At 27.5% G+C, this 18,662-nt stretch carries 21 protein-coding genes; all 21 read right to left on the bottom strand.

Translation table 11 applies throughout. The features are described 5' to 3' along the window. Nucleotides 1–27 precede the first annotated feature (27 nt). A complete protein-coding gene (locus KGF46_RS08680; RefSeq protein WP_227839303.1) occupies nucleotides 28–1,023 on the bottom strand; it encodes a peptidoglycan bridge formation glycyltransferase FemA/FemB family protein in 996 nt (331 codons plus the stop codon). 4 nt (nucleotides 1,024–1,027) lie between these two features. Further along, a complete protein-coding gene (locus KGF46_RS08675) occupies nucleotides 1,028–3,145 on the bottom strand; it encodes a glycosyltransferase family protein (RefSeq protein ID WP_227842637.1) in 2,118 nt (705 codons plus the stop codon). Next, nucleotides 3,138–5,018, bottom strand: coding sequence for a bifunctional glycosyltransferase family 2 protein/class I SAM-dependent methyltransferase (locus KGF46_RS08670; RefSeq protein WP_227839305.1), 1,881 nt, complete (start codon nucleotides 5,016–5,018; stop codon nucleotides 3,138–3,140). The genes KGF46_RS08675 and KGF46_RS08670 overlap by 8 nt, the downstream gene beginning before the upstream one ends. Next, nucleotides 4,996–7,173: a glycosyltransferase gene (locus KGF46_RS08665; protein ID WP_227850267.1), complete on the bottom strand. Its 2,178-nt coding sequence runs from the start codon at nucleotides 7,171–7,173 to the stop codon at nucleotides 4,996–4,998. The genes KGF46_RS08670 and KGF46_RS08665 overlap by 23 nt, the downstream gene beginning before the upstream one ends. Nucleotides 7,174–7,264: 91 nt before the next feature. After that, the gene (locus tag KGF46_RS08660; protein ID WP_227842639.1) at nucleotides 7,265–8,137 is read right to left on the bottom strand and encodes a flagellin; all 873 of its coding nucleotides are present in this window, start codon (nucleotides 8,135–8,137) and stop codon (nucleotides 7,265–7,267) included. A gap of 101 nt (nucleotides 8,138–8,238) precedes the next feature. After that, complete coding sequence (locus tag KGF46_RS08655) at nucleotides 8,239–8,574, bottom strand: flagellar protein FliT (RefSeq protein ID WP_227839308.1); 336 nt, start codon at nucleotides 8,572–8,574, stop codon at nucleotides 8,239–8,241. A gap of 2 nt (nucleotides 8,575–8,576) precedes the next feature. Beyond that, on the bottom strand, nucleotides 8,577–10,100 hold the full coding sequence (gene fliD / locus KGF46_RS08650) for a flagellar filament capping protein FliD (protein WP_227842641.1): 1,524 nt from the start codon (nucleotides 10,098–10,100) through the stop codon (nucleotides 8,577–8,579). A gap of 22 nt (nucleotides 10,101–10,122) precedes the next feature. Then, nucleotides 10,123–10,479: a flagellar export chaperone FliS gene (gene fliS, locus KGF46_RS08645; protein WP_227839310.1), complete on the bottom strand. Its 357-nt coding sequence runs from the start codon at nucleotides 10,477–10,479 to the stop codon at nucleotides 10,123–10,125. Next, a complete protein-coding gene (fliS, locus tag KGF46_RS08640; RefSeq protein ID WP_227839311.1) occupies nucleotides 10,479–10,874 on the bottom strand; it encodes a flagellar export chaperone FliS in 396 nt (131 codons plus the stop codon). Before fliS (KGF46_RS08640) ends, fliS (KGF46_RS08645) begins: the two co-directional genes overlap by 1 nt. A 21-nt stretch (nucleotides 10,875–10,895) precedes the next feature. Continuing rightward, entirely contained in the window at nucleotides 10,896–11,108 is a 213-nt protein-coding gene (gene csrA, locus KGF46_RS08635) for a carbon storage regulator CsrA (RefSeq protein WP_227856543.1), read from the bottom strand. Continuing rightward, nucleotides 11,102–11,494, bottom strand: coding sequence for a flagellar assembly protein FliW (fliW, locus tag KGF46_RS08630; protein WP_227839312.1), 393 nt, complete (start codon nucleotides 11,492–11,494; stop codon nucleotides 11,102–11,104). The genes csrA and fliW overlap by 7 nt, the downstream gene beginning before the upstream one ends. Nucleotides 11,495–11,509: 15 nt before the next feature. After that, entirely contained in the window at nucleotides 11,510–12,442 is a 933-nt protein-coding gene (locus KGF46_RS08625) for a flagellar hook-associated protein 3 (protein WP_227839313.1), read from the bottom strand. 18 nt (nucleotides 12,443–12,460) lie between these two features. Then, complete coding sequence (flgK, locus tag KGF46_RS08620) at nucleotides 12,461–13,771, bottom strand: flagellar hook-associated protein FlgK (RefSeq protein WP_227850266.1); 1,311 nt, start codon at nucleotides 13,769–13,771, stop codon at nucleotides 12,461–12,463. Between the two features lie 17 nt (nucleotides 13,772–13,788). Then, nucleotides 13,789–14,205, bottom strand: a complete 417-nt coding sequence (locus tag KGF46_RS08615; protein ID WP_227856544.1) for a flagellar protein FlgN — start codon at nucleotides 14,203–14,205, stop codon at nucleotides 13,789–13,791. 4 nt (nucleotides 14,206–14,209) lie between these two features. Then, nucleotides 14,210–14,485 carry a flagellar biosynthesis anti-sigma factor FlgM gene (gene flgM / locus KGF46_RS08610; RefSeq protein ID WP_227839316.1) on the bottom strand — a complete coding sequence of 92 codons (276 nt, stop codon included), beginning with the start codon at nucleotides 14,483–14,485 and terminating at the stop codon, nucleotides 14,210–14,212. Between the two features lie 151 nt (nucleotides 14,486–14,636). Continuing rightward, complete coding sequence (locus tag KGF46_RS08605) at nucleotides 14,637–14,951, bottom strand: FliM/FliN family flagellar motor switch protein (protein WP_227834892.1); 315 nt, start codon at nucleotides 14,949–14,951, stop codon at nucleotides 14,637–14,639. A gap of 23 nt (nucleotides 14,952–14,974) precedes the next feature. Continuing rightward, nucleotides 14,975–15,403, bottom strand: coding sequence for a YaaR family protein (locus KGF46_RS08600; protein ID WP_227842644.1), 429 nt, complete (start codon nucleotides 15,401–15,403; stop codon nucleotides 14,975–14,977). 8 nt (nucleotides 15,404–15,411) lie between these two features. Beyond that, nucleotides 15,412–16,080, bottom strand: coding sequence for a lytic transglycosylase domain-containing protein (locus KGF46_RS08595; RefSeq protein ID WP_227842645.1), 669 nt, complete (start codon nucleotides 16,078–16,080; stop codon nucleotides 15,412–15,414). A gap of 38 nt (nucleotides 16,081–16,118) precedes the next feature. Further along, on the bottom strand, nucleotides 16,119–17,102 hold the full coding sequence (rfbB, locus tag KGF46_RS08590) for a dTDP-glucose 4,6-dehydratase (protein ID WP_227861936.1): 984 nt from the start codon (nucleotides 17,100–17,102) through the stop codon (nucleotides 16,119–16,121). A 35-nt stretch (nucleotides 17,103–17,137) separates the two neighbouring features. Beyond that, complete coding sequence (gene rfbC, locus KGF46_RS08585; protein ID WP_227842647.1) at nucleotides 17,138–17,695, bottom strand: dTDP-4-dehydrorhamnose 3,5-epimerase; 558 nt, start codon at nucleotides 17,693–17,695, stop codon at nucleotides 17,138–17,140. A gap of 49 nt (nucleotides 17,696–17,744) precedes the next feature. Continuing rightward, on the bottom strand, nucleotides 17,745–18,614 hold the full coding sequence (gene rfbA, locus KGF46_RS08580) for a glucose-1-phosphate thymidylyltransferase RfbA (RefSeq protein ID WP_227839321.1): 870 nt from the start codon (nucleotides 18,612–18,614) through the stop codon (nucleotides 17,745–17,747). Between the last annotated feature and the right edge of the window lie 48 nt (nucleotides 18,615–18,662).

Below are 18,662 nucleotides of genomic sequence, written 5' to 3'. Positions count from 1 at the left end.
ATCAAGAAATTCTATAAAGTATAAGTATTACTTATTTATATTTTTATAATATGTCCTATTGCAAACAGCACTTGAACCAAAACCTTCTTTAAATATAGCCAAACCTTCATCTAAATATTTTCCTCTATTTAGAGTACTAATTCCAAATGAAAAATATTTAAAGTTTCTATCTGAGGCATTTTTAATCAGATTATAGTTTAAAAATATCATTGGATAATATTTATTATATGCTGAATTTGATGCTAAGTATTGAGTATGGTAAACTCTTCCTTGAAAGTTAAATACCATACTACCACAAATCATAATATCACCAATATATACTGCATAAAATTCTACAATGTCTTTTAATCTATTATTTTTAAAGTCCAATAGTTCTTCTATTGAATGTATCAATTTAGCCCCTTTTCTATCTAAACAGTTAGATAATAATTCAAAAAAAGAGATTACATCTTTATCATCATACACTCTCTTAAAAATAAGATTGTTCTTTAAAGAATATTTAAAATCTCTTCTTTTACTATAACTAAAGTTACTTAATATATCTTCTTTATACTTATTTAGTTCTAAAAACATACTTAATTCATCATAAAACATATAACCATTCTTAAATAGAAAATACTCTAACAATGAAGCATCCTCTTTCCAAAATATTCTCGATGCATTTTTTAGAAATACTTTATTAAAATTTTCTTCTTGTAAATATAATTCTACTGTACTTGTAATAGCTTTTACATGCTTTATATCATTGAAATCATGACCTATTAAAATACCACCAAAGGTGCTACCTAAATGAGAAAAAAATATTTTTTCATCATTTTCATAAACTTCACATGCAGGTACAACTGCTATTATCTCTTTACCTTTATATATCATTAGTGAATGGTCAGAAAATTTGTCTTCTTTATGATAATTAATGAAATTTCGAGTTTGAAGGAATGTCCCATTTATAGATTTATTTTCTACAAAATAATCCCAATCCTCCTGAAAAAAATTTTCAAATTGTTTGATACAGATATTGTACATTTTATCACCTATAACTCTTTTTATTTTCTACTATATGACCATATAAGGCTACAAATAATTGATAGTTTTCAATTTCATCATTTTTATGTAAATTATACTTAACCTTATGATAATTAGCTTCATTATATATTTTGTCTATATAACTTTTTATTTCAACACAGTGTTTATCTATAACAAAATGTTTTATTTCTGATTGTTTTTCTTTTAGCTCATTCCTATCAAATTCATTAGTGTTATATCTTTTTATCATATCTATAACCTCTTTGATATTATTATAATCAAACTTATCTATAAAATCCCACATATTTGTAAAAATTGGTGAAACTTCGTTTTTGAATTTAACAGGAATTAAATCATATAAAATTGCATCTAATTTTGAAATATGACTTCCTACCATAAAAGATTCTAGATATATATCTGAGATTTTATAAAAATCATCTATCTCTTCCATAGTTCCAAAGCATAAAACTCTATCATTTGTAACACTATTTAATGTTTTCCAATAGATATTATTTGTATCAACTCCTACAACAATAATAATCGTGTCATCCGTATTTTCGATTATCATTTTAGCAATTTTAAAATAATTAATATCATTTACACTATTATACTTTCTTTCACTAGCAATAGTTAAAATTATTGTTACATCATCATCCAAATCATACTGCTTTCTAATTTCAGATTTTGAAAACAATTCTTTTTCTTTTAGTGGAATTGGTAATATTTCAGACTTCTCTATACCTCTTTTATTCAATGTAACTAATTGACTAACTTCACTAAAATCAATAACAACATCCGCAATACTTGCACCTAGCCAAAAAGCACTATCATAATGGTTAACATATAAAATAGGTATTTTCCCATCAATTCCAAAAGCTAGAACAGGTATTGTGTCCCACATATGAATATATAAAATAACTATATCAGCCCAATCGTAAGCTATTGTTCTTAAAGCTACAGCCCTTTCTAAATAGTCATCTGAAATTGAATCCAAAGATATAATTTCACCACCACTATCATTTACTGATTTTAATAACCAATCTGGCAATGTCTTTGATTGCCATGTAGTTACAATTGAATGAACAGAATCTTTATCACTATTGATCCAATTTTTAACTACTTTTGTATGACCACCTGTTGAGTATACTTCACTTAAAACATGTAATACTCTCTTTCTTTTGAAATCTTTTTTCTTAAATAATTTTATATTATTTACTTTTGGTAAATTATTGGCACATTCTAATAATGCCTTTTCACATTTTTCACAGGAATACAAACCAGTGTGATTAAAAACAGAAAAACGAGCAACTTTAGAAACAATGTCTAAAACAGTTCTATAATTCTTTAGTTTTAATTCTCTCTCAAGTTCATCTTTCATACAATCCACTACATACTTATTACTCTTAAGTATGTTACTTGCTTTATTCTTATCAAATTCATAAAAATTTTCTCTATGTAAATCAAGTTCTATGTACTCTTTTACAAATTTTATCCTATATTCATCATAGCCATTACTTATATTTGCTATCCCAGAATCATGCATACACCAAGGTTTATCTTGCTTTGGTATAATAACTTTATAGTTATTTTGATTGAATTCCATACTTTGTGACAAATCATAAAAATGCCATCCATCAAATTTATCTTCTCGCCATAATATATCATACTGAGTAATCATAATTAATCCATCTATAGCCATGACTGTATCAAAATCTCCTTCAAAGCTATTAAATTCATAAATATCCATTCTACCTGTATGACTATCATATACTTTTCCCACTTTATTATCAGAATCCCACCAAACTCCACTTACAGGTATGTCTTTCACTCCAGCTACACCAATCATTCCTACATCAATATTTTTATTAAATATATCTAAAATATCATATATAAAGTTTTTATTAATTATAAATGTATCTTGATGTAAATATACCTTATATTTAGCATCTACTTCTCTCATAGCTTTATTATAAGCAGATGCAATTGAATTAGCTCCTCTCAAAGCAATTGTTTCTATACTAAAATCTTTTGGAATATCTAGACTATTTATATATACAAGGCATTCCTCATAAAGTCTTTCATCATTTACACAGGTTATAAAACATATCTTTTCATTATTCATATTTCTTTCTTCCTTCAATAAAATAAAGTATATCTTGTATATCACTTTCACTCTGTACTTTCTCACTACTATTCTTAATTAAGTCATAAGCAATTTCAAATTCTTTTAAATCACACAATACAGTAGTTATATTGTATATTGTGTCAATATTATCTCTATCTATATTTAAAGCCATCATAAACATACTTATACTAAAATCACCCAGACCTCTATTAAATGCCTCAGCACCCAATCTATTTAGTATAGTTGTCTTATTTATTGAAAACATATCAACTAAATATTCAATATCATCAATAAAACATTGTTCAGTTATATTATAATTATCAAATATATAACTTAAATTATCATCCACATCTAACTCATTATCAATTCTCATTAAAGCATATTTTAAATTAACCATACTAACGCTAGAATATCTTCTAGTATCTACACAATTAGAAGCTTTTACTATATATTGATAACACTCATATTGTTCTCTCATATTTTCATGGCTTTCTTTACACATTGTATCGATGAATCTATTGTCATCCTCTGAAATCCTCATTCTAGTAGCACAAACACTATCTATTGTGTAATTACTATCATTAAACATTCTTATTATCTCATTTAATGTAAAAAATCTTAAGTGAGTCCTATCCAAAATTCCTGAATCAGTATATGTAAAATTACCTTGTACAATGTTTCTTAAAACGGATACATGCATAATATTTGGTATACTTGATATCAAATAACCATCCTTCTTTAGATATCTCTTTAGGTCATTGACTATCTTCCATGGATTAACTAAATGTTCAAGTACATCTCCCAATATTATATAATCGAAGAAATTTTTATTATAATCTAATTGTACTTTTTCTATATCTGCTATCAGTACCTCTCCAGTATTTTTTGCTAATTTACCTGCTGACTCACTTATTTCTATTCCATATATGGATGAATTTTTATATATATTTTTTATTTCTAAAAGAGTAGCTCCTACACCACAACCTATTTCTAAAACATTAATATTTTTCTCTACATTACAATCTATTTCAGAAATTAAGTCAGTTCGTATCATTCCACTGTATTCTGGATTAAAGCCCCATTTAGTCTCAAATTTTCTTCTATTAATATCCATTATATCTGTGTATTTATTACGATTTTCTTTAAAAGATACACTTCCAAAATGGTGTATAAAAGTATCCTGGCATAATAATAATTTGTATCCTTCTTCTAACATTCTAAAAGATAAATCATCATCTTCAAAATTTCCAGGTGTAAATAGCTCATCTAAAACACCTACATTATCTACTACAGATTTCTTTATTAACATACAAAAACCAACTAATTTAACTCTATATTTCCATGAATTGATGTTAGATTTATTTATTTCTTGAGCAAATATAAACATATCCTCAATTGATTTGTAATCCACATCAATTTGTTGATAATATGAGCATGCATTTGTTATTGGACCCACAGCTCCTATATTATCTTGTGACCATAAAGCTTTGTTCAAATTATAAAGCCAATTAGGAGTAACTATTACATCATTATTTAATAATAATATGTTTTCACCCTTAGCTAACTCAATACCTTGGTTGCACCCTTTTGGAAACCCTAAGTTTTTATTATTATATACAGATTTTATATCCGATTGTTCCTTTAGCCAATCCACTGTTCCATCAGAAGAGTTATTGTCAATTATTATTATTTCATATTTATTCTTTGGGGTAAATTTTCTAATACTTTCAATACATAATTTGGTATATTCTATTTGATTATATGTCAATATTATTATGCTTGTAAATTTTATATCTTCATTTGCACATGTATATTGCCAATCTTTTATTGTATTTTTAGATTTTTCATTAACTGTTATTGGTATGCTCATTCTCTAAGTCTCCTATTTTTAAATTTTTTAGGTATTCTATATTATATATGGTATCTTCATTTTCTACATCTAATGATAACGCCTTTTTTAACATAAAATCAGCTTTCTCAAGTTTATTTTCAAGCATATATAAAATCCCTTTTATATTTAAAATTTTGACATCATCTACAAATGTTTTTGAATAGTCTTCTACCAATAATTTCGCATCATTTATTTTGCCATTTTCAATCATATTTTCTATACTAATAATAAAGCTATCTTTTAATTCTTTAAATTCTTGACTTTCTTTTATATTTTCTTCTAATTCATTTATAAGTATTTTTATTATTTTGTTATAAAAAGGATATTCATTTAGTAATTTACTCATATTATTTATATATTCTAATTTTTCATTAGCATCATTTATTTTATTCTTAGTATCAAGTAGATTCTTAAATTCTATAGTAAATTTATCTAAATCATTACACACAAACTTTATTAATTCAAAATCACTTAGATTACTATATATGTATTTTATGTATTTATAAGAGTACATTATATAAAGATAAAAAATATCCTTATACTTTTCATCACTTAAGCTAATATTTTCTAAAACTACTTTCGATATAACTTTATATACTCTTATCTTTTCTATTTCTGATGTGTTTGGACGACTAATTATGTACTTATATAATTCTAAATTAAAACTTCTTTCCAATGCTAAAAGATATTTTAGATATTTCTCTATCCAAACATATTCCATATCATAAAAAATATCTAGTAAATCAATTTTTTCTTCAAAAGCTATTTTTATAATACATGCATAAATTATTTCTTTCTCTTCATTTAGTATTTCTTTGCATGTATCTACAGATACATGTTTATTTGTTCTTATCTGATTTAAAAGTCCATAATTACCTTCAATATCACAAAAGCTTTTATATACAGCCTCTTTTTCATCATCTTTTATATTATTTATAAATTCTTCTATGTTTCTATAAAAACTATTTCTTTCAACTTTAGAATTTGAAATTTCCTTATAATAGTTTTTTATATCTTCAAATCTATTCAATTTATATAAGGACATAAATAAGCTAAAATACACACTCTTCTTTTTTTCTATATCTTCAATATTATTGTATTCTGAAACTAGAGACTCATATTTTTCAAGTTTATAATAGACCTTTATCAGTGTAATAACAGCTTCATCTCTAAGCCCTACAGTATCAGTATCAGAAAATAAACTATTTGCTTGTGTACTTATTTCATAATTATCTAATAAATAAAGATATCTTTTATACGAATCTATACTATTCTCATATTTACCTAAATCCACTTGTGCTTGTGCAATATAATAATATATATCAATATTATTCATGTCTTTTTTAATATACTTTAAACATAATTTTTCACACTTCTTATGTTTTCCTAAATATAAATATGTTTTTACAAGGCTTGTTATCAAGTAACCAGGTGCCGATTCTAGTTTAGAGTATAATTCATAAGACTTCTCAAGATAATCTAAAGCCTCTTGATATTTTCCTAATATAATAAAATTTTTTCCTAATTGATAATTTATATATGGAGAGCTCTCATTCTCTTTTAACTCTTCAAATAATAATTTTTCATTTCTTTTTACTTTGTTTAACCTTATTTCTTCATCTTCAAACAAATATCCATAATGTTCAAAGTCCGCAACATTATTAAATATAGGATTTTTGTACATTGGTTGTTCATGCACTTTACCATGGTATTTAAAATCAACATTTTTAAAAAGTCTCAGTACTGAACAATATCCATATGATTTTTTATCATATGAGTAAAGATTTTTTAATTGTATAGAGGCAGAGTTAAATTTTTTATCAAGTCCATCTTTAAAAAATCTTACAATAGTTGAAGAATCAATTAATATTTCATCTGCATCTAATATAAGTAACCATTCACCCTTGGCATAGGATATTGATATGTTTCTCATACTAGAAAAATCATTATTCCAATTATGAAAATATACATTCTCTGTGTATTTTCTAGATATTTTTATAGTATCATCTGTAGAACCTGTATCAATTATTATAAGTTCACTATCTATAGAATCTCTTAATTTGGTTAATGATTTTAAAGTTTTTTCAAGTATCTTTTCTTCATTTTTGACAATCATAACTATACTAAGTAACATATATATTTTCCTTTCAAAGCTATATTTTCTAAAAAAGAAAAGAGTAAAGCAAAGCCCTACTCTTCTTCTCTATCCAATATACAAAATTATTTTATCCTAATAATTGTAAAACTCCTTGTGGCTGTTGATTAGCTTGAGCAAGCATTGATTGTGATGCTTGAACTAATATATTCATTTTAGATAAGTTAACCATCTCTGAAGCAACATCTGTATCTCTTATTCTTGATTCAGCTGCTGTAACATTTTCTACAGTATTATTTAAGTTGTTTTGAGTTGATTCTAGTCTGTTTTGTTGTGCCCCTAATTTTGCTCTTGATGTATTTAGATCTTTAAGAGCTACATCTAAGCTAGATACCATTTGTTTAGCTGCATCTGTTCCAGAAGCTCCATCCACATTCATACTTGCTATTGTAGAACTTGTTATTCCAGCTTTGCTCATTATACTTGCAGTATTTACTAATGCAACTTTTATTTCATTGTTGTTATTAGTTGTACCTGAAACGTTTGTTCCGTAATTAGCTCCAACTTGTAATCTTATCTCTGTTGAACTTCCATCAAGTAACTTCTTACCATTAAACTCTATTGCACTTGATATTCTTTCAACTTCGTCTTTTAATTGTGATAACTCATCTGCTATCTTTTGTCTTTCTTCAACAGTATTAGTTTCATTTGAAGATTGTAATGATAAAGTTCTCATTCTTTGTAATATGTTTCCAGTTTCTTCTAATGCACCCTCTGCTGTTTGTACAACAGATATACCATCTTGAACGTTTCTTCCTGCTTGGTCTAGACCTTTTATTTGAGCTCTCATTTTCTCAGATATTGCAAGTCCTGCAGCATCATCAGCAGCTCTCTTTATTCTAACTCCAGAAGATAACTTCTCCATAGATTTACTTTGTGCACTTACGTTTCTTCCCATTTGATTGTTTGCTATTAAAGCACTTACATTTGTATTAACTCTCATTATTTTACCCTCCTTAGTATAGTTGACATCCTTGTCATTTCTACTTTTAACTTTTTATATTAATTCTTCATTTATATAATCGGACAAGTTAACCTATAACTTTATACTTTTTTATTAAAAATATTTACTTTTTCTCTATTTAAGCTATAATACATTGTGTTTACTTGCTTAGTAAGCTTGTACTCATGTAACTCTTTTTTTACTTCTGACAATTGTTCTTGTAAAGAGTTTCTTATTCTATCATCAATTGCAATTAATTCCATATCATTATAAAGTTGTATGAAATCATTTTTATCCACTTCACTTATACTGTTTATAATATTGTGTCTCTCATTTAATCTATTACTTATATTTTTATACTCCTCTTTTTCAATCAATTTTATAATCTGTAAAGATATATCTTTATATAAATTTATTTTTTCTTCTAATTTATCCATAACTAATTACCTTGTGCTTGTGAGAAATAGTTCATTTGAGAATTATATTGATTTAATAAAGACTCCAAAGCTGAATATTTAGCATAAAGTCTTTTCTCTTTATCATTCATTTTGTCAACTAGTCTATTTATATTTCTTTCCTGTTCTGCAATTTGTTTTGAATATACATTTTCACTAGCAGAAGCAGTTTTCTCTATACCTGCTTTTTTAGTCAATTTAGAAACTGAACTTCCAGTATAATCATATACAATATCTTTCAGCCTTTCAAACATTCCTTTATCATCATAATTTGAAGAATAACCCGCTAGTGTCTTGTATACTTTATCACTATCATCTATAAGAGCCTTTGAAAAAGCATCTGCATCAAATGATATTTGACCTTTTTTGTTGTAATTTTCACTTTCATTGATTCCTAGTTTTCTTAAAGTAGTAATATTTTTTCCATCTCCAAAAAATGCAGACCTAATATCTTCAACAAAAGCTCTTAACTCATCATCATTTCTAAGTATACCTTCTTTAGCTTTCTTTTCCCATTTTTCTATTTCTTCAGTTGTCATATCTTCTTTTTGGTCATCTGTAAGAGGCGGATAATCTTTTGGTTTTTTGGTAGTAACTAAACTATAGACCTTGTCCATCAATTTATTATAATCATCCACAAATGCCTTCATATTTTTAGTGGCTTCTTCAGTATCAGTAACAGAAGTCAGCTTTGCAGTTCCTTTTGAATTTACATTATAGTCAATATTATCTATATTAAATGAATTCTGTTCTTTACTTATATGTGTTACTCTTCCATGTTCATCAGTTACATCAGCTTCTAGATTTTTTCCATATACACTTGCCACTTTATTCCCACCAGCATCAGTTGCAAATGTGATACCATTATCATTAGCTATTTGCTGAGCTAAATTGTCATTTCCACTTACTTTTAAATCAATGTTTGATGACGAACCAGTCTGTTTTCTTGAAATAATCAGTTCACCTGTCATCTCACTATAAGAAGCCTTTATATCATTATCTGCACAAAGTGAGTTTATCTTACTTACAATAGTACTTGTAGTATCTTGTTCAGATATTGGTATATTTACGTCTCCTATAGTTAAAGAACTAGCTCCATTAGCATTTGGTGGAAACTGTTGAACAAGAGGAGTACTTGCGTTTAATTTAATAGTCACTTTTGCTGGTTCAGCCATTTGAGAAACTGCAAATTGGTAATTTATTTTATTTGCACCAGCTGAGCCTTTTGCTACTATAATACTTTCATCAGAACTATTTATTCTTGTAGCAGAATATGAGTTTTTATTTATTATACTGTTAGGAGAATCTATATTTAGATACTTAGCATAAAGATCTCTTGATTCTTGTATAACATTTCTATATATTTCTTGTTTCCATTTAACGATTTGTTGAGCCTGTTTTGCTTTATCAACTTTTTCCTTATCTCTAATCATACTAGCTTCTATTATACCTTCCATATCAAAATTTCCTGAAAGGCCTGTAACTCTTATAGGACTTATACTTGACATATATTTATCCCCCCATCCATAATTATACTTCTAATTTACTATAAACTTCATGCCATGTATCTCTAATCTGTTCTACTATTGGCAATATGTCATCAATTATTTTAATATCTTTATTTACATCAGCTCTTATTAATTCAGCTTTTATAAATTCATAAACCTTATACATATCCTTTGCCCATTGTCCTACATTTTGGTCTAATGTAGTCATTAATTCTGTAAATATATTTTGAACTCTCACAAGTTCACTATGTGCTTTCAAATAATCCTTATTTAAAAGTGCTACTCTTGATATATTAGTATATTCTACTGTAGCATCTACAAGCATTAATAGTAGTTCTTCTTTTGATAACTCATTTAGTTTATCTAAATTTAAATCCATTATTTATACCTACTTCTTTCTTCTTTACTTTTTTTATCAGCTTCATGCCATGTATCTTTAATTTGCTCTATTACAGGTAACACATTATCTATTATCTGAATGTCTTTTCTAATATTGGCTCTTGAAAGTTCATATCTTACAAAATCATAAACTTTGTACATATCTTTTGCCCATTGTCCTGCATTTTGGTCCAATGTAACCATTAATTCTGTAAATATATCCTGTACTCTTATAAGCTCTCTATGTGCTCTTTGTGTATTTTTATCTACAATAGCTCTTCTGGCTATTTTTGTATATTTTACTGCCCCATCAACAAGCATAAGCAACAATTGTTCTTTTGATGCCATAAAAACAGCATTTTGCTTATAAGAACTATAAGGGTTTTCTCCATACATATATTACTTCCTCCAAGAATTTTATTTTAATGATTTTAAAATTTTTATATTTTTATTTGTAGCCTTTATATTTTCACTCTTTACTTTCTCATATATTTCTTTTCTTAGTATATTTATATTGTTAGGAGCTGATATGGCTAGTTTGACATTATTTCCATCTACTCCTACAACTTTGACTTCTATGCTCTCTCCTATAAGTACTGCTTCATCTTTTTTCCTTGAAATGACTAGCATCCACCATCACCTCTCAGTAATGGATGCCTTATTGAATATTTCTCATCCTGTAAAATTATTTGCATTCCAAAATTATTTCTTACATTTATTACTATAGGAGCTTTCATGTTCACAGTTGATTCTTCAAGCGTCTGTCCAAGAGTGATTATGTTCAATAACATAATATCATTTGGAGATTTCACTTCTAGTTTTTCAATTGTATCCTGATTTAAGACTATCTCATATTCTTTAATAATTTCAAATGGTGATACAACAATAAATCCTATACAATCTTCCTCAGTAGAATTAAACTCTTTTAAAATATCATTATTTTCTATATCTAAAAGTTCATATTCTCTTAGATTTTCAAATCCTAGTATACCTTTTTTCAATGTAACTTTCATCATATATGCGTTATTTTACTATATGTAATCTAATATAGATACATTAAATAACTTTCCTCCTGTTTGTAGAGAAGCTTGATAAGTTAATTCTGCTGCCTTTAATTGAACAAGCTTTTCTCCATAATCTATCTCTTCATTTTGCGATAAAATATCCTTCAATTGTATCAAACTATCATCATTTTTTTCCTTCATAGCCTCTACTGTATTTGCTTTTGTACCATATATAGACCTAACATTTACTGTATTTTCTATTAGTTGTTCCATGTCACCTAAACAAGTTGTTGTCAGCTCTTTTATAGCATCAGCATCTGGATTTGCTAATTTTTTTGATATATTATTTAACTCTTTAAAGGGGTCAGCCTGTGTTGGGTCAAATCCAAGACTACTCAATTTAACATTATAATCTACACTTATTCCTTGAGCTATATCCATACTCAAAGAGTCATTTAATTTATTAAGATTTAGACTAGAATTAAACTTTAAACTCACTGAACCATCAGCATTATCTATACATTCAACAGGAGGTACACCTGTATTTGAACCTGAAAATATGTATTTTCCTTCATGTGTTGCATTTAAAGCATTTGCAATTTCTTTCATTTTTTCATTAGTTGAGTTGCTAAGAGTCTTTAGTTCATCCTCTGAATATGCACCATCACCACTTGCTACTAAATTTTTCTTTATATCTGACAACAACTTTCCAAGCTGATCTAATGAAGTATCAGTAGTCTCTAACCAACTTGCTGTATCTTTACAATTCTCAACATAAGTCTCCATAGTTTTTATTTCACTTTTTGAGTTCAATATTTTTATTGCTTTATATGGATTATCGGATAGTTTGTTTATTTCTTTTGTTGTATTAACTTGTCTATTAACCTTATCTAATCTTTGTAGATTATCTTGTAGCGAGTTTAGATAACTGCTAGACATCATACCTGTACTAACTCTCATTATAAATTCCCCCTTCTATTAAATTATTCCATTTATTACAACATCCAACAGTTGCACAGCTGTTGACATAACTTTTGCACTAGCTTGATAGGAACGTTGTACTTTTATAAGCTCTGTCATTTCTTCATCCAAAGATACACCAGAAACACTCATTCGTGAGCTATCAATATTATTTATAATTTTACGTTGATTCACTTCATCTTGATTCACCTTTTTAGAATCTAAACCTACTACTTCTGCAAAAGCTTTATAGTGGTCACTTATTGTACTTACTTTTCCACCAACTGCCCCAATATCTATTTTTTCATCTTTTAGCTTAGCAATCTTTGAAGCCTCATCAGCAGTAAGCTTTAATTCATTTGGGTTACTCTTTATAGCTGGATTTACCTTTATGATATCTTCACCAGCTACATTTGACGTTATAAAAAAATCTGTTACTGTTATTCCAGCAGATGTATTATAAACATCATTTATTTGTTTAGCTAATCCATCAGATACGTCTTTTAAATCGCTTTTATATGTATCAATCTTACCATGCATTTCAAACAAGCCTTGTAAGGTTCCTGATACACCTGTTTTCCAAGTTCCATCTGCATTTTTTAATTCATTAAGTTCTAATTTTCCATCTGCAAGCATACTTTTAACATCACCATTTTCAAGGTCTAATTTAAAACTTAAGTCATCTAATATTCTATCTCTTTCATCAAGCAAATCATTTGGAGTAGAGCCAGAACCAGATATAACATCAATAGATTTATTCAAATCTTCAAGACTTTTTAACATGTCATTTATCTGTTTTATCTCAGAGTCTATATTATCATCTATATCTCCTTTTAACTTATCAAGTTTCTTATAACTCTCACTTATTAAAGTTGCTAGATTTGATGCATTTTCTACCACCAGACTTTTTTTACTATCACTATTGATATCTTTTGCTAATGATTCCCATCCTTTAAAAAAATCATCTATTCCTGCAGATATACCATAATCTGATGGTTCATTTATTATAGTTTCTATAGTATTATAATAGTCATACTTTGAAACTGTATTACCATATTTATGAGCTTCTGCTCTAAATTGGTAATCATAAAAACTATTTCTAGCTCTTGTTACATTTGTTACATGCACACCTGTACCTAATTGACCTCTTCCAATTGCATTGTTCAAACTAGGCATATACATTGGACTATTTGTTGCAAATTCTGTCCTTTGCCTAGAATAACCTTCTGTATCTAGATTACTTATATTATGAGAAATTGTCTGTATTGCTTTTTGATGCGCATTCATTCCTGAATTAGCTGTATTTAAAATGGAAAATAATCCTGCCATATTTCTCCTCCCAATATTTATTTTCTAATATTTCCATAAGAATTATAAGTTGTAGTTTGTTTATCAGCTGGTTTTATAAAATTAATCATTTTTTTCGTAAAAATAAGTTCTTTCTTTATCAGAGAATCATTTGATTCTTGTTGATTTTTAGCTAAAGCAATAATGTGCTTTAAGTCTGTATATATTTCTTTTAAATATTCATCATTACTATTTTCAACAACTTCACTCATTGAAATATCATCATTAAAAAGTTGTCTTCTCTTTATCTCTATAGATGCAAGTTCTCTACTAATATCTTCTAGCTCAGGATTTAACCTATTTAAATTTTCTATATCTTTTACAACTATATAATCAAATTGTTCTTTTAATAATTCCATCATATTATTAAGTATCTTTTTTTCTTCATATATTATAACTTTTAAGTCTGTAATCATGACTTTATCCTCGCATATCCTCTATCATTTTTTTCGCAATTTCTTCTGGTTTTATTTTGTAAGTTCCATTTTCCAATGCATTTTTTATTTCATCGATTTTTTTATTTCTAATAGTCTCATCACTCATATTTGATACACTTGCCATTTCCTTTGCAAATTTAGATAGCTCTATCTTGTCTGTTTTACTAGTTTTTTGAACTTCTTCCACTTTTTTTACACCTGATGTATTCTTTAAATAATTATTCACTACAATATTTGAACTTACATTTTTAATATCCATAGTTTCACCTCCAAAATTACATACTTATAATTTAGTTATCGCTCAGAAAACAAAAACATTTATATGATTTAAACATATTTTAAATTTTTTATAAAAATATCCCCTTAGCTAAACTCATACAGAATAGCCTAAAGGGATACTATTTAAAATGCTAATTTATATCTGAATCTTCTATTTTAGATAATCTTACAGATAATTTCTCATTTGTAATAATGCTTTCTCCATAAGCAAACAATCTATCATTTGCATATATATCTAATTTTTCATCCACATTCTTATTTAGTTTTATTATAGAGCCTTCTTTTAAATCTAATATATTTTTTATTGTTTCTGTTGTGTTTCCTATAGAAACAGCTACGTTTACTTTTGCATTAAAAACATTTTGATTTTCTTCTATAACACCAGTCTTTTCTTCTATTAGTTGCCCAAAATTCAATTCATATATATCCTCTTTTTTGCTATTCATAAAATTTTTCTCCTTGTATAACCTTATCTATACATATCTATCAACAAGCCTTGTATCATATCAACAGTAGAAACAATATCTATGTTTTCTTTTTCTTCACTAAGTAACTTACTAGTCATATCCTCAAGTTTATTGTCAACAATCTTTACATTCTTATAATACTGATGCTCCCAAAAGCTACTATTTTTATCAAGTGAATACATGTTATCTACAACAGATTTTAGGTATTCTTTTACTGCATTTTTATATATACTAATATCGCCATAGTTTTGAGTAAGTACAAGCCTTTCCCCTGCCTTTTTTACACTTTCCAGATTTCGTTTTATATCTTCTATTGAAGAAGATTGTTTTACAGAGTTTAAGTTATCATAAAATTTATTATTTTCTTTCAGTTTCTTAACCTCTATATTTCTACTTGGACTTATGTTTAGTTTATCTATATTTATACCCATAATAAAGCCTACCCTCTATAATATTTCATAACCTTAGGAATATAATTTTGTGTTTCTTTTGGCATTTTATACAAGTCAGAAATTGATTCTACCCCTCTACTTTTCATCCTTCCAGGACCACCATTATATGCCATTAATCCCATTTCTATGCTCCCTCCAAACATATCAATATATTCCTTAATGTGTCTAGTTCCAGCATCTATATTTTGCTCTATATTAAAAGGGTCTGTAACACCCAAATCTCTGCAATTTTCTGGCATAAGTTGCATAAGACCCTTCGCACCAGCAGAAGATACAGTATTTGGATTAAAATCCGATTCAACTTTAATTATTGCTTTTATAAGATTCGCATCCACATTATATTTTTTTGATGCTTGCTCTACAGCATTTTCAATTCTTGACTTTACATTTTTATCTTTTGTATCAACGTCTATAAACCTACTAGCTGTATTATTTACTACATTATCAAGCTCGTTAAATAAATTTTCAGAATTAGACAATAAATTATATCCATTAGAAGTCTGTTGATTATTTTGTGACAATGCTTTTAACAATGTCATCATAATCATATCAAATCCAGATGAATTATTATATGTACAGTTACACTGATTTGTAGTGTTGCTACCAGATAATTGAGTCAATGCCAATATATTAATTAATGAACTTATCTCATTCAATATAAAACTCCCCTTTCTAAATTTTATAAACATCCAATCTAAACTGATAGAACAGATTTCCACCAATATTCATGCTCTATATACCATTTAACTGTTTCTTTTATACCTGAATCAAAATCATATTTTGCCTTCCAACCTAACTCATTCTCTATTTTAGATGGATCAATAGCATATCTTAAATCATGACCAGGTCTATCATTTACATAGGATATTAAATCCTCAGATTTACCTAAAAGATTTAATATAGTTTTTACTACTTCTATATTACTTCTTTCATTATGACCACCTATATTATAAACCTCACCTATATTACCTTTATGTATTATTAAATCTATAGCAGTACAATGGTCGTATACATGTAACCAATCTCTTACATTTTCTCCATTACCATACACTGGCAGATCTTTATCTTCTAAGGCATTTAAAGTCATAATAGGTATTAATTTTTCAGGGAAATGATATGGTCCATAATTATTTGAACATCTAGATATGGTTGTTGGCAAGCCATATGTTCTATAGTAAGAGTTCACCAATAAATCTGCTGATGCTTTAGAGGCTGAATAAGGAGAACTTGGATTGATAGTAGATTGTTCTGTAAAAAATAAATCCTTTCTATCAATTGGTAAATCACCATAGACTTCATCTGTAGAAATCTGATGATACCTTTTTACTCCATATTTCATAGATGCATCTAGAAGCACTTGAGTTCCTATAATATTTGTTTGGATAAATAATTGTGGATTTTCAACTGACCGATCCACATGAGATTCAGCAGCAAAGTTAACAACCATATCAAATTTTTCTTCTTCAAATAAATTATATACCTGTTCTCTATCTGAAATATCTCCCTTAACAAATTTATAATTGGGCTTGTCTTGTATTTCTCTTAATGTTTCCAAGTTACCAGCATAAGTCAACAAGTCTAGATTAACAATAAAATAATCTACATACTTATTAAGCATATAATGTACAAAATTACTTCCAATAAATCCTGCTCCTCCAGTTATTAGTATTTTTTTCATATTTTTCTCCTAAATGTTAATTCTAATAAATTTTATTAACGTTCTATACAAATATCTTTAAAACTTTTTTGTTTTTTGTCCTTTGCTGATAGGAATAGTTCTTCAATTCCTTGTAAAGGCCACTCAATCGATATTTGCTTATCATTCCATATAAAACCACTCTCAAATTCTGGGTAATAATAATTTGTACACTTATAACTAAATACTGCTTTTTCTGATAAAACTAAAAATCCATGTGCAAATCCTTCTGGAATATAAAATTGCTTTTTATTTTTATCAGACAGTATTATTCCTTCCCACGCTCCAAATGTTTGTGAATCTTTTCTTAGGTCAACTGCAACATCGAAAACTTCTCCCTCTGTAACTCTGACTAATTTTCCTTGAGGATATTTAGTTTGAAAATGCATTCCTCTTAAAACACCTTTTCTCGAGCTAGACTCATTATCTTGAATAAAACACATATCAAGACCCTGCTCCATAAAATCCTTCTTATTGTAACTTTCCATAAAATATCCTCTTTCATCACAAAACGCATTTGGTTCGACTATATATAATCCGTCTATTTTTGTCTTTATAAAATTAAATTTTCCCATTATAACAAACTCCCTTAATAAAATTTATAATAAATTTTATTTACCATAATTACATATCTTCACTAGCCAAATTTAATAGATATTGACCATACTCAGTTTTTATCAGTGGTTTGGCTAATTTCATTAATTGTTCTCTACTTATGTATCCTTTTGTATATGCAATCTCTTCTAAACATGCTATGTACAATCCTTGTCTTGTTTGAACCACTTCGACATAGTTAGAAGCATCTAATAGACCTTTATGTGTACCAGTATCAAGCCAAGCCATACCTCTTCCTAGAAGTTCTACCTTTAATTTTCCTCTTCTTAAATATTCATTATTTATCGAAGTTATTTCTAATTCACCTCTATCTGATGGTTCAACAAGCTTTGCTATTTCTACAACATCATTGTCATAAAAGTATAACCCTGGTATAGCATAATTAGATTTAGGTATTTTAGGTTTTTCTTCTATTGATAAAACATTAAAATCTTTATCAAATTCTACAACACCAAACGCATTTGGATTACTAACATGATATCCAAATATAGTTGCTCCAGTTCTTTTAACTGCATTCTCTAATCTTTCACTAAATCCATACCCATAAAATATATTATCACCTAATACAAGAGATACACTATCATTTCCTATAAATTCTTCTCCTATTATAAATGCTTCTGCAATCCCATTTGGTTTCTCCTGAGTTGCATATGTTATTTTAAGTCCTAATGAACTTCCATCTCCAAATAGTTCCTCAAATGCTGTTATATCTCTTGGTGTGGATATTATTAGTATATCTTGTATCCCTGCCAACATAAGAACTGACATAGGATAATATATCATTGGTTTATCATATATTGGAAGTGTTTGTTTTGATATACATTTTGTTATAGGATATAGTCTTGTTCCAGACCCTCCTGCTAAAATAATTCCCTTCATATTTATTCCATCCTTAAAATTGTTTTTGTCATGTTATGATTATCGGAT

Source organism: Clostridioides sp. ZZV14-6153, assembly GCF_020657855.1.
In the GTDB taxonomy this organism is placed as follows: domain Bacteria; phylum Bacillota; class Clostridia; order Peptostreptococcales; family Peptostreptococcaceae; genus Clostridioides.
Note: the sequence above shows the minus strand (reverse complement) of the source record. Positions and strands in the feature narration are given on the sequence as shown.